Genomic DNA, 16,156 nt, shown 5'->3' with positions numbered 1-16,156 from the left:
GACGGGTATTTGTAAGAATACCCGTTTTTTTTGCATTCGTAAAAGATAATCCTTTAACTTTGCAATACCGGGCATGATAAAATGTGAAATTGTCCGGGGATATTAAATATTATAATATTTTATCAGTATGAAAATTGCGATAGCTTCTGATCACGCGGGTTTTGAATATAAAGAGAGACTCGTGGAATATCTTCGGGGAAATGGTTATGAGGTGAAGGATTTCGGTACATATTCTCCGGAAAGTATGGATTATCCGGATACTGTTCATCCTTTGTCCGTAGCTATAGAAAAAGGAGAGTACGATAAAGGCATTGTACTTTGTGGAAGTGGTAACGGAGTTTCGATGACAGCCAATAAGCACCAGGGAATCCGTTGTGCTTTATGCTGGAATGTTGAGATTGCCTGGTTGGCGCGGTTACACAATGATGCAAATGTATGCGGTTTGCCGGCTCGTTTTATCGCTTATGAAGAAGCCCGGGAAGTTGTGGACCGTTTTCTGACGACGGAATTCGAAGGAGGGCGGCATCAACGGAGGGTAGAGAAAATACCTTTGAAAGGTTGTGAATGTAAGTAAATCCAAGGGGAACGCCTTTGAATGATTCATATTCTGAAAACAGAAAAGAGAGGATACGCCTGTTTCCTCTCTTTCTTGTTTGTCTGTAAAATAAAGACCGATCGGATGAACAGAAGGTTTTGTTATATTGTTAAGTGGTGTTGTATTTCTTTATTCGGAGGAATACTGATGGGAGCGTGTGGAGAGACGAGGAATACGGTAATAAATTTTCAATTGGACGGAATTACCGAAGGAATGCATCCTGTTTTGACGGTGGGAGGGGAGTCATTTGAACTGATACCCGATTCGTTGGGTTTTGTTTCTTTTTATCCGGAAGGTCTGGATAAGCCGCAGGACGGAATGCTGGAATGCGGAAAATACCGTTTGTTGTTGTATGTTCAACCGAAAAAAAGTTTTGATGTTTATGTTAATTTGACTCCTTCTGCTTTAGGTGCAGAATTTACAGGAGACGGTGCTTTGGAAAACGAGGTACTGAACGGAGATATTTTTTCTACGGCTATTAAAACCGATTACCGGCAGGATGAAAAAGTTTTTATTGCGGAGCGGGAAGCGGAGTTGAAAGAAGGAATACGTATTCTTGATTCGCTGGCATTGCCTCCGGACTTTGTATCTTTTGCAAAGGAAAAGCTGAAGTATACCGTTTTTGCTTCTCTGGGAACTTATCCCGGGCAACATGCAGAAGGGTATGAGCCTTCCGGTTTTTACAAAGATTATGTGAGAAATCTGATAACGGAAGATGAAAAGTGGTTGGATTTTACGATCTACCGGGAAGCATTGTCGGGGTGGATAGAGGTACAGGGAATTTCAGCCGGAGCGGATACATTTGAGCGTTTGAAGCGGGCATTGCAATTTGTAGATACGGCGTTGCATCATCCGGCCGTTACAGAGTTTGTTGTCGATCGTATGATTACGGGCTACGTTGAAAAAGCCGGTATCGATAGTTTAAACCGGCTTATGCCGTTTTATAATAAGCGTGTAAAAGATGAGGCTTTGCGGTCAGGTTTCAGGCATTTGTGTGCGATGTGGGAAAGAATACAGCCGGGAAAAGCAGCGCCCGCGATGTATGCGGGCAGTCGGGATTCTGTGAGAATACAGCCGGATGCTCTGACGGGGAAATATACTTATCTTTTGTTTTGGGAAACGGATTGTGATTTTTCTGCAAGGGAACTGGCTTACTTGAAAGAATTAAGTGTCCGTTTTAAAACTAAAAATATACAATTTGTCGCTGTATCTTGTGATACAGACCGGGGACAGTGGGAATCCTGGCTGGCGGAAGAACAGCCGGCAGGGATACAATGGTATCTTGAGAATTCTCCTTTTATATTGGATTACTACCGGGCTCAAAGACTGCCGTATGCCGTTCTTCTGGACCCACAGGGTAAAATTGTGCGGGTGGGAATGCCTTTGCCTTCCGGAAGCCGGTTGATGGGAATTTTGCCGCAATTAACAGCGGAATAGATATACGAATTTTGACTGACGACATTTAATTATTCTATATTCAACAGGTAGGGCGGACATTCATCCGTGGGGTGTGAAACTTCGGCCGGATAATGTATTTTCTGACTGTTGTAAAATAACGATAAACAGTTATAATGAACTTATGAAAAAAAGAAATATTATACTTTTTTGGTGTCGCAATGCACGTTGGAATTCTTTGCCGCAGAGTATGCTGCCGGCAATATTGGCGGTATGTATGGCATTGGGCCAGGAGGGATTTGCCTGGACATACGCTATTCTGGCTGTATTCGGGTGTGCTGTCGGGCATTTGGGAATGAATTTGTTCGACGATTATTTCGATTACCGGAAGAAGGGAAGTGAGTTCCGGGATAAACTGGCCGGAGAGGGGATCCGCTCCAGGATTGCCAAATGCTCTTATATCACTTCCGGGGCTGTAACCATGCGGCAGTTGCTGTATGCCTGCCTGGTTTTCGGAGGAGTTGCATTTGTCATCGGAGGGATCATTTTTTTTAAAAGAGGGGAAACGATATTATATATCGCCTTGATTACAGCTTTGTTGGGAGTTTCTTATTCCGGTGATCCTGTCCGGTTGAGTTACCGGGGATTCGGCGAATTGCAAGTCGGTTTTATGTTCGGGCCTTTGTTGATGACCGGGGTTTATTATGCCGCTTGCGGACACCTGGATGCTTCTGTATGGTTTATTTCAATTCCTGTGGGTATGTTGGTCGCTAATATCCTGTATACGCATTCTATTATGGATTTCGAGCCGGATAAAAAGGTGGGAAAGATGACACTGGCGGTATTACTCAATAATAGACAGGCGATGCTTGTGGTTTTGGGACTCATGTTGTTTGTTCCTTTCGGGATCGTTGTATATGGTGTGTGGGCCGGTTATCTTGTTCCGCTGTATTATATCGTATTGTTGACTTTACCGATGGCAGGAGGTTTGTTTTATCTGATGGTTGAGTATATCCGTTATCCGAAAAAGACATTTCAACCGGCATTTTGGATGGGACCGATGACGGGTTGGCAACGTATCGAAGGTGCAGGTATCGGGTGGTTTATGATTCGTTGGTACCTGGCACGTAATTTGCTTTCTTTCTTTTGTTTGATTATTATTGTGATTGGTTTGATTCGGTTGTGATTAAAATTTAGCGGTATGGGGCGATTATTATATCTTTTTTCCTGGTTTTTTAAGGCAAAGTTTTTCGGGAGAAAGCAGCCTTTACAAACGGTTCTTTTTATTTCTGAAAAGTGTAATCTGGCGTGTCGGCATTGTAATATATACCGCAAAGAAAACCCGAAGATCAAAACCTATGAGCAGATTCGTGAAGAATTGGAATATGCCTATGGTTTGGGTTCCCGCTTTGTCGATTTTGAAGGTGGAGAGCCTATGCTTTGGGAAGATGGAGAAAAGAATATCAATGACCTGATACGTCTGGCGAAGCAAATCGGCTTTTTTTCAACGACTGTAACGACGAATGCGCAATTGCCTTTCAAGGGATGTGAAGCGGATTCGATCTGGGTGAGTCTGGACGGGTTGGGGAAGTATCATGATGAAATACGGGGAAAAGGCACGTTTGAGCGTCTGGTAAAAAATATTGCGGAATGCGGACATTCTGCCGTAAGCGTGAATATGGTCGTCAACCGGCTGAATCATCCTTCCGTTGTGGAAACGATCGAATTTGTCAGGGATAATCCGCATATAAAATCGATTTCTTTTAATTTTCATACTCCTTTTCCGGGAACGGAGGAACTTTTTGTCAATTGGGGAGTCCGTGGGGAAGTGGTTAATGAGCTTATCCGGATGAAAAAAGCCGGTTATCCGATTATGAATTCTGTTTCCGGATTGCGCTTGATGGCGCACAATAAATTCAGGAAACAATGTTGGGTGACTAATTTTATTTTGCCCGACGGTACCCGTCTTGCGGAGTGTACCGGAAAAACAGCCGGCGTTTGTGACCGGTGCGGATTCTGTATGGCCGGAGAAATGCGGAGTGTTTTCGATTTTAAAATCGATACGATCAGAGCAGGAATGAATTTACGTGTGAAGTGAGTTGTTTTTTCCGGTTAATTCTTTGAAGACATCTTCCAGGTTGGATTCTTCTCTTAGTTCGATGATCGGACAATGGTGGCCGGCGGCGGCTTCAAATAAAGCAATGCGGGGATCGTGCCCGGGGAGTGAAAGCAAACGAAATGAATCATTTCCGTCCCGTTTTATTTGGGAAATCCCTTTTATTTCTGATAGCCAGTCAGTCGGGTTACCGGGTGCGAAGCTGACTTTTAACACCATACCCCCGGAGCCGGTATGATGAAATACACTTTTCGGCTTATCGGCGATAAGGTTGCCTTTATCGATGACCAGAATGCGGTCGCAAATGGCTTCTACCTCCTGCATAATGTGAGTGGAAAGCAAAACGGTTTTGTTTTTTCCGATCCGGATGATCAAATCCCGTATTTCTTCCAGTTGATTGGGGTCGAGTCCTGTCATCGGCTCGTCGAGAATCAATAAATCCGGCTCGTGGATAAGTGCCTGGGCCAAACCGGTCCGTTGCCGGTAGCCTTTCGAGAGTTGCCCTATTTTTTTGTTTTTCTCCGGAAGCAGTCCTGTCATTTCCATAATTTCGTTTACCCGTTGCATGGCGTTGGGGGTATGATACAGGCGGGTAACGTGCAATAGGTATTCGGTGATATACATATCCGGGTAGAGCGGATTGTGCTCCGGTAAATAACCGGTGGCCGCTTTCACTTCCAGCGGATATTGCCGGAGGTTTTTTCCATTGACGATAATGTCTCCCTCGTACTCGTCCAGATAACCGGTAATGATTTTCATCAGGGTTGATTTCCCGGCTCCGTTAGGTCCCAGAAAGCCGCATATTTCACCGCTATTGAGCGTGAAGCTGATGTTGTTGAGGGCTTTTTGCCTGCCGTAATATTTAGAGACATTGTTTATCGAGACTGCCATGTTGTGTGTTTTGAGTTCTGACGCCTTTTCGTTGCTCTATTTGAACCAGGTATTTACGTCTTCGGAATTGAGGATGTATATGATCGTCTTTCCATCGGGGGTATAATTGTGATGCTGACAGGCGAACAGGTTGTCCAGCATATCGCTCATCTCTTCCCGGCTTAGTGTTGTATTGTATGGGATGGCTGCCGCTTTCGCTAAAGACAGGGCAACGTGCTCTTTCATTTTTTGCTTGATGTCCCCTTCGGTATTTTTATAATGTTCGATCAGTTGCATAAGGATATCCCGGGCATGTGAACAGGATAAATCGGAAGGAGTGGCATATATGGCATAACAGTTTTTCCCGAATTCTCCTAATTCGAAGCCCAAATACTCCAGATCTTCCTTGATGTCCCGGATAAGTTCGAAATCGTCGGCGCAGAGTTCGAGTGTTTCCGGAAAGAGGTTTTTCTGTCCCGCTGTTTTCTGGGATGCCAGAGTATGGGTATATTGTTCGAAAAGGATACGTTCGTGTGCTCTTTTCTGATCGATAAACATCAGGCCGGAATGTACCGGAGTGACAATATAACGTCCTTTCATCTGTACGAATGAGGAAGGAACGGAAGATTTTTTTTCGGGTTCGGACAGGCCGGCAATGGTTGTCTGTTGAGCTTCTTCTTTATGTTGTAGACCTTCGAATAAGGATTCCCAATTCGCCGGAACTTTATCCTTGGGAAATGCAGGTGTGTTGCCGGCACTCTTCTTTTCGAAATCCGATTCCTCGATGCTGATTCCGGATTTGTAATTGAAAGGATTGTATCCCGATTTGTAATTTACCTTGGGTACGTAAGGAGTTGTTGAAGAAACAGGTGCTTGCGGAGTGTAATCAATGGCTCCTTCCGTGTCGAAATCCAAAGGAGGAGTGATGTTGAATTTTCCCAATGCTTCTTTGACTCCGGCCATCAGTATCTGGAAGAAGTCCGTTTCATTCTGAAACTTGATTTCTGTTTTGGTCGGATGTATATTGACATCGATAGATGCCGGGTCGACTGTGAAATAGAGGAAATAGGACGGTATCGTTTCTGCACCGATCAGACCCGAATAAGCTTCCATAACCGCTTTGTGGAAGAAGTTGTGCTTCATAAAACGGTTGTTTACGAAAAAATACTGTTCTCCGTAAGTTTTTTTGGAGTGTTCCGGGCTGCAAATGAACCCCTGAATGGAAACCAGACTGGTTTTACATTCGATGCTCAGTAATTTGCTATTGATGTTTTTCCCGAACACATTGACTATCCGCTGGCGCATACCGGACACCGGCAGGTTGTAGATTTCGTTGCCGTTGTTTTCGAGGGTAAAACTGATACCGGGATTGGTGAGTGCTACCCGTAGGAATTCATTGATGATATTCCGTAGCTCCGTCGTATCCGATTTCAGAAATTTTCTGCGGGCAGGAATGTTGAAAAAGAGATTTTTAACACAAATATTGGTCCCTTTCGGGGTGTTGATGGCTTCCTGTTGTTTCAATTCAGAACCGGATATAGACAGGAAGGTGCCGAGTTCATCTTCTGCCCGTCGGGTTTTTACTTCAACGTCGGCGACGGAAGCAATGGACGGTAATGCTTCTCCCCGAAATCCCAGGGTATGAATGTTGAATAAATCCTGAGCACAGGATATCTTAGAGGTGGCATGTCTTTCAAAAGCCATCCGGGCATCTGTCGGAGACATGCCCTTACCGTTATCGATGATCTGTATGAGAGCCTTACCTACATTTTTCAATACGATCCGGACCTGATCGGCACCGGCATCAATGGCGTTCTCCATCAGTTCCTTTACGACGGAGGCCGGACGTTGTACAACTTCTCCGGCTGCAATCTGGTTGGCAACCGAATCCGGTAAAAGTTGAATAATATCAGGCATATAATAATTTGATACTAACTGTTATAAATTGAATAGCGATGGTTTACATGCCGAGAAATTTCAACACACCTTCGGAGTAACGCATCATAATAAAAAGTGCTGCTAAAAAGATAATGATGAGCACCATAAAGAGGCGGACAGCATATTGGCCGTTGTGACCTTTTCGCTGGGCTTTCCGTTGTTTATACAATTCGGTAAAATGTCCCTTTATGTTCGGGATATAAGCATCTTTGTCGTCTTCCCGGATGCCCAGTTCGGCTTTGATTCGCTTTTCCCGTTCTTCCCGTTCTTCTTTTTCCGGATCCCAATAGCGGGGCTTCAGATCAAATTTCCGGGTATCTTTTCTTTCAAACATGCGTGCCATGGTGTTCTGATTTTAAAGTTTTGGATTTCCCTTGTCCGAAATGTTTTGCAATCCATCGGGGAACAATAAAAGCGCCGATGAACAGATAGGGGTAGTAACTGATCAGCCGCCATAATATGGCCATTGCTACAGCTACTCCGGCACTGGGCAGGAATTCGCCCAGGTATTTGGAAAATACATATTCTGCAAATCCGCTGCCACCGGGAGTAGGGCTTATCAGCATCATAATCCACATGACCAGTTGACGGGCAAAGATCAGAAAATGTTGGGCCCAGTCGTAACGTCCTGCCCAGAAAGCCATCAGGATCGCGTTTACTACCCAATACCGGGCTGTCCACGAGAAAAACGTTGCTCCGAATGTTTTCAGCCAGAACGAGAAGGGCATTTGTTTTAATTCTTTGGAGTTCCGGATAATGTCGTAGCCGGCTTCGTTGGCATTTTGCCTCCATTTTCGCAATATCCGCCATTTGAAACATTTCATGATGAGATATTTCAATCCCCGGGGATTTTTAAATAGTCCGTAGCTGAGAATAATCAGGTAAGCCAGCTTGATGGAATAACCTCCGATGGCGAACCAGAATAAACTGTCGGCAACGGCTTTGCTGGCGTCCGGTATATTCCACAAAAGGGTGTGGTTGACAAACAATAAAATCAGCGGGAACATGATGATGAAATACAATTCGTCGAGAAAGGAAGTGGCCATGACAATGGCAGAACTCCGTCCCACTTTTATCCCTTCTTTATTGACAAACAATATAGCGATGCTGGTGCCTCCGATGGCGGAAGGCGTGACCGCTGAAGTAAATTCCCATAAAAAGACAATCCGTAACGATTGTACCCAGGAAAGCCGTTTGCCGGCGAGAACATGCAGCCGGATGACATAGCCGATGTCCCGGACGGCCATACACAGTATCGCTACCAATAGCCAGGCTGCCGATGTCCACGTAAAATGAATCTGGTCGAACGCTTTAGGATCGAATTCCTTGTAAAGCATGTATGACACCACAGCCAGACCGATGAGTATCGGATAAATAATCTTATACGGACTGATTTTTTTGGTCAGTATCTGCTGTTCCCCTTCCATAGGCTTTAATTTCCGTTGAGATGGCTAAGTTAGCAAAAAAAAGAAAACGGACAAAGCTGAAACCTTGTCCGTTTGGTGGAGAATATCGGAATCGAACCGACGACCTCTTGCATGCCATGCAAGCGCTCTAGCCAACTGAGCTAATTCCCCGATATGAAAACCATATTGCCTTCTTGCGTTTGCAAATGTATATATTTTTCAGGAAAAACCAAAACGAAAAGAGTCGTTCCGATTATTTTTTGGGTGTATGTTTTTTCAGCTTGCAACTGATGGGATAGTGATCGGATAGGGTTACGGCCTCCCGGCTGTAGCTGAGGGCCTGATAATCGGGAGAGTGTAATATATAATCAATCCGGAAGGACGGAAATTCTCCGATGTATGTGTTGCCTAGGCCGCGTCCTTTTTCAAGGAAGCTGTCGGATAGTCCTTTGGAAATCGTCCTGTAGCTGTAGGAGAGCGGGGTGTCATTAAAGTCTCCGCAGACGATGAGTGGGTAGGGGGATTTTTGAATTTCCGATTTGATGAGTAAAGCTTGTGTAGCCCGGTTTTTGTTGGCTTTTGTAATGCGCGATACCAGATTTTTAACACCTCCTGAAATATCGTGTCCCTCTCCCTGTGTGATGTCTTTGACGAATTTTCTTTCTTTTGTGCCCAGTTTATAGGATTCCAGATGAATGTTGTAAATCCGTACGGTATCTTGTTCCTTTATAATATCGCAATATATACAGGAACTGGTATATTCCTGACTGAAAGGTATTTCCCGGCAGTTAATAATGGGGTAACGGGAGAATACGGCCATGTTTTTTTGTATATACCGATAGGGGTAGGAAGATAATTGCCGGACCGGTCCCGAAACTTTGGAGGAACGATTCTGAAACGGAAATTCTTGCAGGCATACGACATCTCCCTTGTAGCCGTTTAGGTATTTGATCAGCTTTTCTTTTGTTTTATCGTCTTTGTTCCAGCCGTAACGGTCGAAATAACGTATGTTGTAGGATAAAACCGCTATGTCGTGAGCCGTTTCGTCCGTGTGATTGTTGTTGGTACCGTAATAGCTGGTGAAAAACGGAATGCCGAGTGCCAATACACAGACGTGGATAAGAGCGGTTTTTTTCCAACGGGCAATCCAATATAGCAACAATAACAGGTTAGACAGTAACAGGTAGGGATAAGCTAGTCCTAACAGGGACGGAATGACAAAAGTGTTGGGATCGATATAGCGGGCCGTATAGGACCCGAGTAGTCCTACGATGGCAATAAGGCTGCCGATAAAAACGATTTTGTCCAAAAGCTTACTCATCCCGATATTTAAAATCTTTTATTTTCCCGAACGGAACAGTATTTCTTTTTCTTCCCGGGTCAGACTTTCATAACCGGACCGGGATATTTTATCTAAAATGTGGTCGATGCGGGCATCTCTGTTTTTTTTGTACTCATTGTATTCCCGGTCGTTCATTTCGGATACGTTTTTTTTGTATTTGAGGTGTACCTTTTTTCTGCGGGTGAATAATTGTATTACTTTTTCCGGTAAAGAACTCAATGCTTTAACCGGGTTGCAATGGTGTTTTACGCCGATGATAAAAAGATAGCCGAAGAGGGCACCTCCGAGGTGGGCGATATGTCCTCCCGGGTTGGAAGAAGGAATGCTTAAGATGTCGATCGCTGCGGTAAAAAGTGCCAGATAAATCAGCTTTACCGGTCCTATCAGAAAGATGTATATCCGGTGTTGCGGCAGATAAAAACAGACTGCAAATACAATAGCCATGACAGAAGCCGAGGCTCCTATTGCCCAGGAATGAGCGCTGTCGAATCCCGGGAAGATGTTATAAGCCAGCATATATAACAGGGCTCCCGATATACCTCCGAACAGGTATACCCCTGTCAGTTCTTTCTGCGAAAAATGATTCAGGAAGAAACTGCCGAACCAATATAGCCATAACATATTGAATAACAGATGCAGAAAGCCGAAATGGGTGAACATGTAAGTAAATAAAGTCCACGGCCGGAAAAGCAGATATTCCGGATCGGCAGAAATCCCTAAGTTTTCCAACAGGAAGTTATCCAGTATATTCCCCTTGCCGCCCAGGATGCTTACCACACCCAATATCTTTATGATTAAAAAGATGCCGATATTGATGTATATCAACCGGGTCAACGAAGAACCCCGTTTGAAAGAAGTCCGTATCCCCTTTCCTAACCCTTCTGAAAAATTTCCGCCGTAAGCTCTGTAAAACATGTAATTTTTATCTTGGATTTGGATTTAAGATTGTAATAGCGATGACCTGCTGATACATCCTGAATCTGAAACCGTCTGCTAATAGAATTTTTTCCGGTTTTTCCCCCAATATTTAATCAGGATAAAGCCGAATAGCATACCGCCCAAATGGGCAAAGTGGGCTACGTTGTCTCCGGCACTGTTTTGTATGCCGAGGAAAAATTCCAATAGACCGTAACCGATCACAAAGTATTTGGCCTTGATCGGAATCGGAATGAACATCAGGAAAAGCTCGGTATTCGGGAAAAGCATGCCGAAAGCCAGTAATATTCCGAATATGGCACCGGAGGCCCCGATGGTCGGGATGTTGACGGTTTCCGTAATTACTCTGCGAAAAAGGTCTTCTCCGGCCTGAATGTATTGAGGAACATTGGGATTGTTCGACCAATTGTCGATAAGCTCCCATACCCAGCCTGCCGGATGGGAGATGTGTGCCCGTATGAATTCGGCCAGTATTTCCGGTTGAGGTGTATTTTGAAAAGCTTGAAATTGCTCATACATTTTATCGTATTCCCACCAGCCGACAGCGCTGTTTAAGGCGGCAGCCCCCAATCCGGTAACAAAATAATACACCAGAAAACGTTGGGTACCCCATATACTTTCCAGTACCCGTCCGAACATGAATAAGGCAAACATATTGAAGAACAGGTGACTGATACTCCCGTGCATAAACATGTGGGTGATGTATTGGTAGGGTGCCCAATATTCGGATTGCGGTAAATGCAAACCGAGTGTGTTGGAAAGATTTGAACCGGTCTTTTTGTCGATTATCTCTGTCATGAAATACATGATGACATTGATGATAATGATGATTTTGACGGCCGGTGTAATGGACGGATATGGACGGTAGTTATTCATAACTCATCTGCTTTATTCGTTTTTCTGTCTTTGATTGGTTTGGTTCGTCGGTTTTTCGCCTCTGTCTTCCGGTCTGCGGTTTCTTCTGGGGTTATTACGCGGATTTTCTCCGGAAGGGTTTGTTTTGTTTTCCGGCCGGCTATTATTTTCCGGCCGATTGTTATTTTGCGGCCGGTTGTTTCCCGGGTTGGCATTGTTGTTCTTGTTCGGATTATTGTTTCTGTTTTTCGGACGACGTCTTTTTTGTTTTTTGTCGTCGAAACGGTTCAGGCTCTCTTCTCCGACACCGTCTGTATATTTGATTGCGGCTTCTTCTTCCTCGGTGGCATCGTTTGCCTTCGGAGGTACGATTCCTTTGCGGTTTAAGGCTATAATTTCTTTGATACGTTTAACCGGCAATTTAATCAAAGCTCCTCTTCCTTCTTTGTCGAAACTGTAATACATAACTTGTCCGAAGATGTCGGTTTTCTGGTGATAAAGAAGGCCCTCTCCGGTATTCAGGGTAATATTGGCCGATGGAAAATCTTTTTGAGCATCGACATAGGCGTCTACTTCGTAGTTGAGGCAGCATTTCAGTTTACCGCACTGTCCTGCCAGTTTTTGAGGATTCAGGGAAATGTCCTGATAGCGTGCTGCCGAAGTAGACACGGATACAAAATTCGTAATGTAAGTTGAACAGCACAGTTGTAAGCCACACGGTCCGATACCTCCGATGCGCCCTGCTTCCTGCCGGGCTCCGATCTGCTTCATTTCAATCCGGATGTGGAAGGTTTCGGCCAGTATTTTGATCAATGTCCGGAAATCGACACGGTCGTCTGCAATGTAATAGAAAATAGCTTTGGTTTTGTCGCCCTGGTATTCGACGTCCCCGATTTTCATATTCAGTTTCAGGTCGGCAGCGATCTTTCTGGAACGAATCATGGTTTCATGCTCCAAAGCAATGGCTTGCTGCCATTTCTCTATGTCGTGAGGTTTAGCTTTACGGTATATTTTTTTCAACGGATTTCTGACCAAATCCACTTTTTTCATGCGGAGTTGTTCTTTGACCAGTTCTCCGGTCAGTGATATGATACCGATATCGTGACCAAGGGCAGCTTCAACGGCGACAATGTCTCCTTCCTGGAGGTTCAATCTGGACGGATTACTGTAAAATCCCTTCCGGGTATTTTTAAATCGTACTTCTACAATTTCTGAAGGGCAACTGTTGTCCGGGACATCGCTGAGCCAGTTGTACACGGATAATTTTCCGGCCAACAGACGGTGGTCGATAACCGGCCGGACTTCCTTGCGTTCCCGGCGTAAAAGTAGTTCGGGCTCCACGGTTGATTCGGCTTCTTCCTGCTTTTCCCATTTTACCTGGGGCATTTCCGTATCTTCCTCGGCAGACAGAGGAGTGGTGTCTGAATTTTCAGTACTATTTACCGTTTCCGGCTGGATTTCTTCAACAGCTATAATCTCTTCTGCTTCCTGTATAATGATTTCCTCCTTTTCCGTGTCGTTTGAAGGTGAGGCATTTTCCGGGAGTTCCAGTTGATCGTCGTATAATATATTGTCTTTGTTCATAAATGTCAATCTTTTAACTTTATTGGTTGTTCCTTAATTAAGGTCTTATATTTTGCATCACCTTAATACATAAATCGGTGAAGATAATTTTGGCATTGCCGTTCCGGCTGATGTCATGATATGCTTTTTCGAATTCCTCCGATAAAGGGATGATATTCCCTTCGTGAACGTAAGGAGAAAATTTTATGGAAAATTGTTTTTCTCTTTCGGTCATGTAATTCAAGACATGTAAACCAAAATTTTTCATAAAATTTTCGCGCAGCATTCGCAAAGAGTGAGTGAGAAAATTTTTTTGGCGTTCCCGTCCGATTCCGGCTATTTCGCTTACCCATTCGTTTACCGGTAACATTTTCCTTTCCCAACAAAGCCGCATCAGGCTGATAAATTTTTCCTGGTTGTAGATTTGCTCTTCCGATTCGTTTAATAGCCGCAAAGCTTTATACCAGTTTCCGGCAGCCACATGAGCATATTCTTCCGCTTTCTCTTCATTTATACCTTTTTCAGTCATTAAGTGTTGCTTTATCACACTTTTTTCTAACGGCGGAATGGTAATTCGTTGGGTACGGGATTGAATTGTAGTGATAATTTGTTCCGGGTGTTCGGATACCATCAGGAACAATGTTTTATCATACGGTTCTTCTATAATTTTTAATAATTTATTGGAACATTCCGGATTCATTTTCTCCGGCAGCCAGATAATCATGATTTTATAATCGGACTCAAAGGCTTTGAGGTTTAATTTACGCAGAATGTTCGCACTTTCCTCGGTATAGATGGCAGATTGGGCATTGTCTTCCACGTGCATGGCAGCCTGCCAATCTTCGAGGTTGAAATACGGACTTTGCAGGAGCAGGCTTCTCCATTCATTGATATATTCGTCGCTTACGGGCAGCTTGGTTTTCCGTACGACCGGAAAAACGAAATGTAAGTCCGGATGGATCAGTTTTTGCATCTGCTTGCATGAGGGACAAACTCCGCAGGCATCTTCTTTTTTATCGCCTGTACAGAACACATATTGGGCGAAGGCGAGTGCCAAAGCAAGCGAGCCGTAGCCGGTTGAACCGGCAAATAATTGGGCATGGCTGATACGTCCCGTTTGCAGGGAGGTAATCAGCCTTTGCTTGATGTCTTCGTGTCCGATAATGTCCTTGAACAAGTTAATTCAATTTTAAATATTTATAACCGGGCGGAGCTTTGTCTGAAAGTTTGTGTCTTTATCAAAGCTTGAGTTCAATACCCAATTCTTTAAATTGCTCGTCACTGATTTCTGACGGAGAATCGATCATGACATCCCGGCCTGAATTGTTTTTCGGGAATGCGATGGTATCCCGGATACTGTCCAAACCGGCAAAAATCGATACCAGCCGGTCGAAGCCGAAAGCGATACCTCCGTGGGGCGGTGCACCGTATTTGAATGCGTTGAGCAAAAATCCGAATTGTTTTTGAGCTTGTTCCGGCGTGAATCCCAGACATTTGAACATGCGGGATTGTAATTCTGTATTGTGGATACGGATGGAGCCGCCTCCAACTTCCACACCGTTGATAACCATGTCATAAGCATTTGCCCGTACCGCTCCGGGGTTGCTTTCCATCATATCCACATCTTCCGGATGGGGAGAAGTGAAAGGATGATGCATGGCATAGAAACGCTGCGTTTCCTCGTCCCATTCCAGCAAGGGGAAATCTACGACCCACAATGGTTTGAATACGTTTTTGTCCCGAAGGCCAAGCCGCTCTCCCATTTCCAGACGTAATTCGGACAGTTGCGGTAACGTTTTATTTTTCGGACCGCAAAGGAGCAGGAGCAAGTCGCCGGGTTTTGCCTGGCAGATTTCCGCCCAGTTTTTCAAATCTTCCGGCGTGTAGAATTTGTCGACGGAGGATTTTAAGCTGCCGTCTTCATTGTAGCGGACATACACCAATCCTTTGGCTCCGATTTGCGGACGTTTTACAAATTCCGTCAGTTCGTCTAATTGTTTCCGGGTATATACAGCGCAACCCGGTACGCAGATTGCTCCTACATATTCAGCATCGTTGAATACCGCGAAATCCCGGTTGCGGGCGTTATCGGTCAGATTGACGAACTTCATGCCGAAACGGATGTCCGGTTTGTCACATCCATAGTATTCCATGGCATCGTGCCAGGTCATACGCGGTAGCTCCGGAATATCGACACCTTTCAATTCTTTGAATAGGTGTCGCATCATACCTTCAAAAATATTCAATACATCGTCTCTTTCTACAAATGACATTTCACAGTCGATTTGAGTAAATTCAGGTTGACGGTCGGCCCGTAAGTCTTCATCCCGGAAACATTTTACAATCTGATAGTAACGGTCGAAACCCGCTACCATAAGTAATTGCTTGAATGTTTGGGGACTTTGCGGCAGGGCGTAGAACTGTCCCTGATTCATGCGGGAAGGAACGACAAAGTCCCGGGCTCCTTCCGGAGTACTCTTGATCAATACCGGAGTTTCCACTTCCATAAAATGTTCGTTGTCCAGGTAATTACGTACCAAATGAGCCATCTGGTGGCGTAACTCCAGATTCTTCCGAACAATCGACCGGCGTAAATCCAGGTAGCGGTATTTCATTCGTAATTCGTCGCCGCCGTCGCTATTGTCCTCGATGGTGAAAGGCGGGATTTCCGAATGGCTCAATATATCGAGTGTATCGATCCATATTTCAATGTCTCCGGTCGGGATCTTGGCATTTTTGCTGGCACGTTCAACGACCTTTCCATTTACCTGAATAACGAATTCACGTCCCAGGCGGGCTGCCTTGTCTTTTATTTCTGCCGTAGCTGATTCTTCCACAACTAATTGCGTAATTCCGTATCTGTCGCGCAGATCGATGAAACTCATTGCACCGAGATTACGGATTTTTTGTACCCAGCCGCTCAGGCATACTTTCTCATTGACATTTTCAAGCCGAAGCTGACCGCAGGTATGTGTTCTATACATGATGATTGCTTAATTTTGTAAATTATTTTTCGGGTAGAGCCTGATCTACCTATTTTAACAACTTGCGAAAATACGAACAATAATGCAAAATAGAAAATCAGGGGTTGAAAATGTTCGGTTGGTAAAGTAAATTGATTCTATTTTTTGAATTTCCGG

The 16,156-nt window shown here is 44.5% G+C and carries 14 protein-coding genes and 1 tRNA gene; 4 read left to right on the top strand and 11 right to left on the bottom strand.

What is annotated here, in order from left to right:
* The first annotated feature begins 127 nt into the window (after positions 1-127).
* The 4 genes from rpiB to BN8908_RS13740 all read left to right on the top strand — a co-directional run bounded on the left by rpiB (position 128) and on the right by BN8908_RS13740 (position 4,088).
* Positions 128-574 carry a ribose 5-phosphate isomerase B gene (gene rpiB / locus BN8908_RS13755; protein WP_021989413.1) on the top strand — a complete coding sequence of 149 codons (447 nt, stop codon included), beginning with the start codon at positions 128-130 and terminating at the stop codon, positions 572-574.
* 105 nt (positions 575-679) lie between these two features.
* Positions 680-2,032, top strand: a complete 1,353-nt coding sequence (locus BN8908_RS13750) for a TlpA family protein disulfide reductase (RefSeq protein ID WP_161945879.1) — start codon at positions 680-682, stop codon at positions 2,030-2,032.
* 142 nt (positions 2,033-2,174) lie between these two features.
* A complete protein-coding gene (locus BN8908_RS13745) occupies positions 2,175-3,176 on the top strand; it encodes a prenyltransferase (protein ID WP_068691191.1) in 1,002 nt (333 codons plus the stop codon).
* A gap of 15 nt (positions 3,177-3,191) precedes the next feature.
* A complete protein-coding gene (locus tag BN8908_RS13740; RefSeq protein WP_021989410.1) occupies positions 3,192-4,088 on the top strand; it encodes a radical SAM protein in 897 nt (298 codons plus the stop codon).
* On the opposite strand, the gene BN8908_RS13735 is transcribed toward BN8908_RS13740, so the two are convergent.
* The 11 genes from BN8908_RS13735 to aspS form a co-directional block, all read right to left on the bottom strand.
* Positions 4,074-4,997, bottom strand: coding sequence for an ATP-binding cassette domain-containing protein (locus BN8908_RS13735; protein ID WP_068691189.1), 924 nt, complete (start codon positions 4,995-4,997; stop codon positions 4,074-4,076). The genes BN8908_RS13740 and BN8908_RS13735 overlap by 15 nt on opposite strands.
* 36 nt (positions 4,998-5,033) lie before the next feature.
* Positions 5,034-6,893 (bottom strand): DNA mismatch repair endonuclease MutL, encoded by a 1,860-nt coding sequence (mutL, locus tag BN8908_RS13730; RefSeq protein WP_068691187.1) that lies wholly within the window; start codon positions 6,891-6,893, stop codon positions 5,034-5,036.
* 43 nt (positions 6,894-6,936) lie between these two features.
* A complete protein-coding gene (locus BN8908_RS13725) occupies positions 6,937-7,257 on the bottom strand; it encodes a hypothetical protein (RefSeq protein ID WP_021989407.1) in 321 nt (106 codons plus the stop codon).
* Complete coding sequence (locus BN8908_RS13720; RefSeq protein ID WP_021989406.1) at positions 7,241-8,341, bottom strand: lysylphosphatidylglycerol synthase transmembrane domain-containing protein; 1,101 nt, start codon at positions 8,339-8,341, stop codon at positions 7,241-7,243. The genes BN8908_RS13725 and BN8908_RS13720 overlap by 17 nt, the downstream gene beginning before the upstream one ends.
* A gap of 73 nt (positions 8,342-8,414) precedes the next feature.
* Positions 8,415-8,491, bottom strand: a tRNA-Ala gene (locus BN8908_RS13715).
* A gap of 82 nt (positions 8,492-8,573) precedes the next feature.
* A complete protein-coding gene (locus BN8908_RS13710; RefSeq protein ID WP_068691186.1) occupies positions 8,574-9,641 on the bottom strand; it encodes an endonuclease/exonuclease/phosphatase family protein in 1,068 nt (355 codons plus the stop codon).
* A gap of 18 nt (positions 9,642-9,659) precedes the next feature.
* Positions 9,660-10,577, bottom strand: coding sequence for a rhomboid family protein (locus BN8908_RS13705; RefSeq protein ID WP_068691184.1), 918 nt, complete (start codon positions 10,575-10,577; stop codon positions 9,660-9,662).
* Positions 10,578-10,655: 78 nt separating this feature from the next.
* Entirely contained in the window at positions 10,656-11,474 is an 819-nt protein-coding gene (locus tag BN8908_RS13700) for a rhomboid family intramembrane serine protease (RefSeq protein ID WP_021989403.1), read from the bottom strand.
* Between the two features lie 12 nt (positions 11,475-11,486).
* The gene (locus BN8908_RS13695) at positions 11,487-13,037 is read right to left on the bottom strand and encodes a PSP1 domain-containing protein (protein WP_082989268.1); all 1,551 of its coding nucleotides are present in this window, start codon (positions 13,035-13,037) and stop codon (positions 11,487-11,489) included.
* Between the two features lie 37 nt (positions 13,038-13,074).
* The gene (locus BN8908_RS13690) at positions 13,075-14,193 is read right to left on the bottom strand and encodes a DNA polymerase III subunit (protein WP_068691182.1); all 1,119 of its coding nucleotides are present in this window, start codon (positions 14,191-14,193) and stop codon (positions 13,075-13,077) included.
* Between the two features lie 61 nt (positions 14,194-14,254).
* The gene (gene aspS, locus BN8908_RS13685) at positions 14,255-16,000 is read right to left on the bottom strand and encodes an aspartate--tRNA ligase (RefSeq protein ID WP_021989400.1); all 1,746 of its coding nucleotides are present in this window, start codon (positions 15,998-16,000) and stop codon (positions 14,255-14,257) included.
* Positions 16,001-16,156: the final 156 nt, after the last annotated feature.

This window comes from Culturomica massiliensis, assembly GCF_900091655.1.
GTDB lineage: Bacteria > Bacteroidota > Bacteroidia > Bacteroidales > Marinifilaceae > Culturomica > Culturomica massiliensis.
Note: the sequence above shows the minus strand (reverse complement) of the source record. Positions and strands in the feature narration are given on the sequence as shown.

Excerpts from the sequence above, each read along its gene's own strand:
- BN8908_RS13740 (WP_021989410.1), top strand. The coding sequence starts at position 3,192 with ATGGGGCGATTATTATATCTTTTTTCCTGGTTTTTTAAGGCAAAGTTT.
- BN8908_RS13720 (WP_021989406.1), bottom strand. The coding sequence starts at position 8,341 with ATGGAAGGGGAACAGCAGATACTGACCAAAAAAATCAGTCCGTATAAG.
- BN8908_RS13750 (WP_161945879.1), top strand. The coding sequence starts at position 680 with ATGAACAGAAGGTTTTGTTATATTGTTAAGTGGTGTTGTATTTCTTTA.
- BN8908_RS13710 (WP_068691186.1), bottom strand. The coding sequence starts at position 9,641 with ATGAGTAAGCTTTTGGACAAAATCGTTTTTATCGGCAGCCTTATTGCC.
- BN8908_RS13745 (WP_068691191.1), top strand. The coding sequence starts at position 2,175 with ATGAAAAAAAGAAATATTATACTTTTTTGGTGTCGCAATGCACGTTGG.
- BN8908_RS13735 (WP_068691189.1), bottom strand. The coding sequence starts at position 4,997 with ATGGCAGTCTCGATAAACAATGTCTCTAAATATTACGGCAGGCAAAAA.
- BN8908_RS13705 (WP_068691184.1), bottom strand. The coding sequence starts at position 10,577 with ATGTTTTACAGAGCTTACGGCGGAAATTTTTCAGAAGGGTTAGGAAAG.
- BN8908_RS13695 (WP_082989268.1), bottom strand. The coding sequence starts at position 13,037 with ATGAACAAAGACAATATATTATACGACGATCAACTGGAACTCCCGGAA.
- BN8908_RS13725 (WP_021989407.1), bottom strand. The coding sequence starts at position 7,257 with ATGGCACGCATGTTTGAAAGAAAAGATACCCGGAAATTTGATCTGAAG.
- aspS (WP_021989400.1), bottom strand. The coding sequence starts at position 16,000 with ATGTATAGAACACATACCTGCGGTCAGCTTCGGCTTGAAAATGTCAAT.
- BN8908_RS13700 (WP_021989403.1), bottom strand. The coding sequence starts at position 11,474 with ATGAATAACTACCGTCCATATCCGTCCATTACACCGGCCGTCAAAATC.
- mutL (WP_068691187.1), bottom strand. The coding sequence starts at position 6,893 with ATGCCTGATATTATTCAACTTTTACCGGATTCGGTTGCCAACCAGATT.
- rpiB (WP_021989413.1), top strand. The coding sequence starts at position 128 with ATGAAAATTGCGATAGCTTCTGATCACGCGGGTTTTGAATATAAAGAG.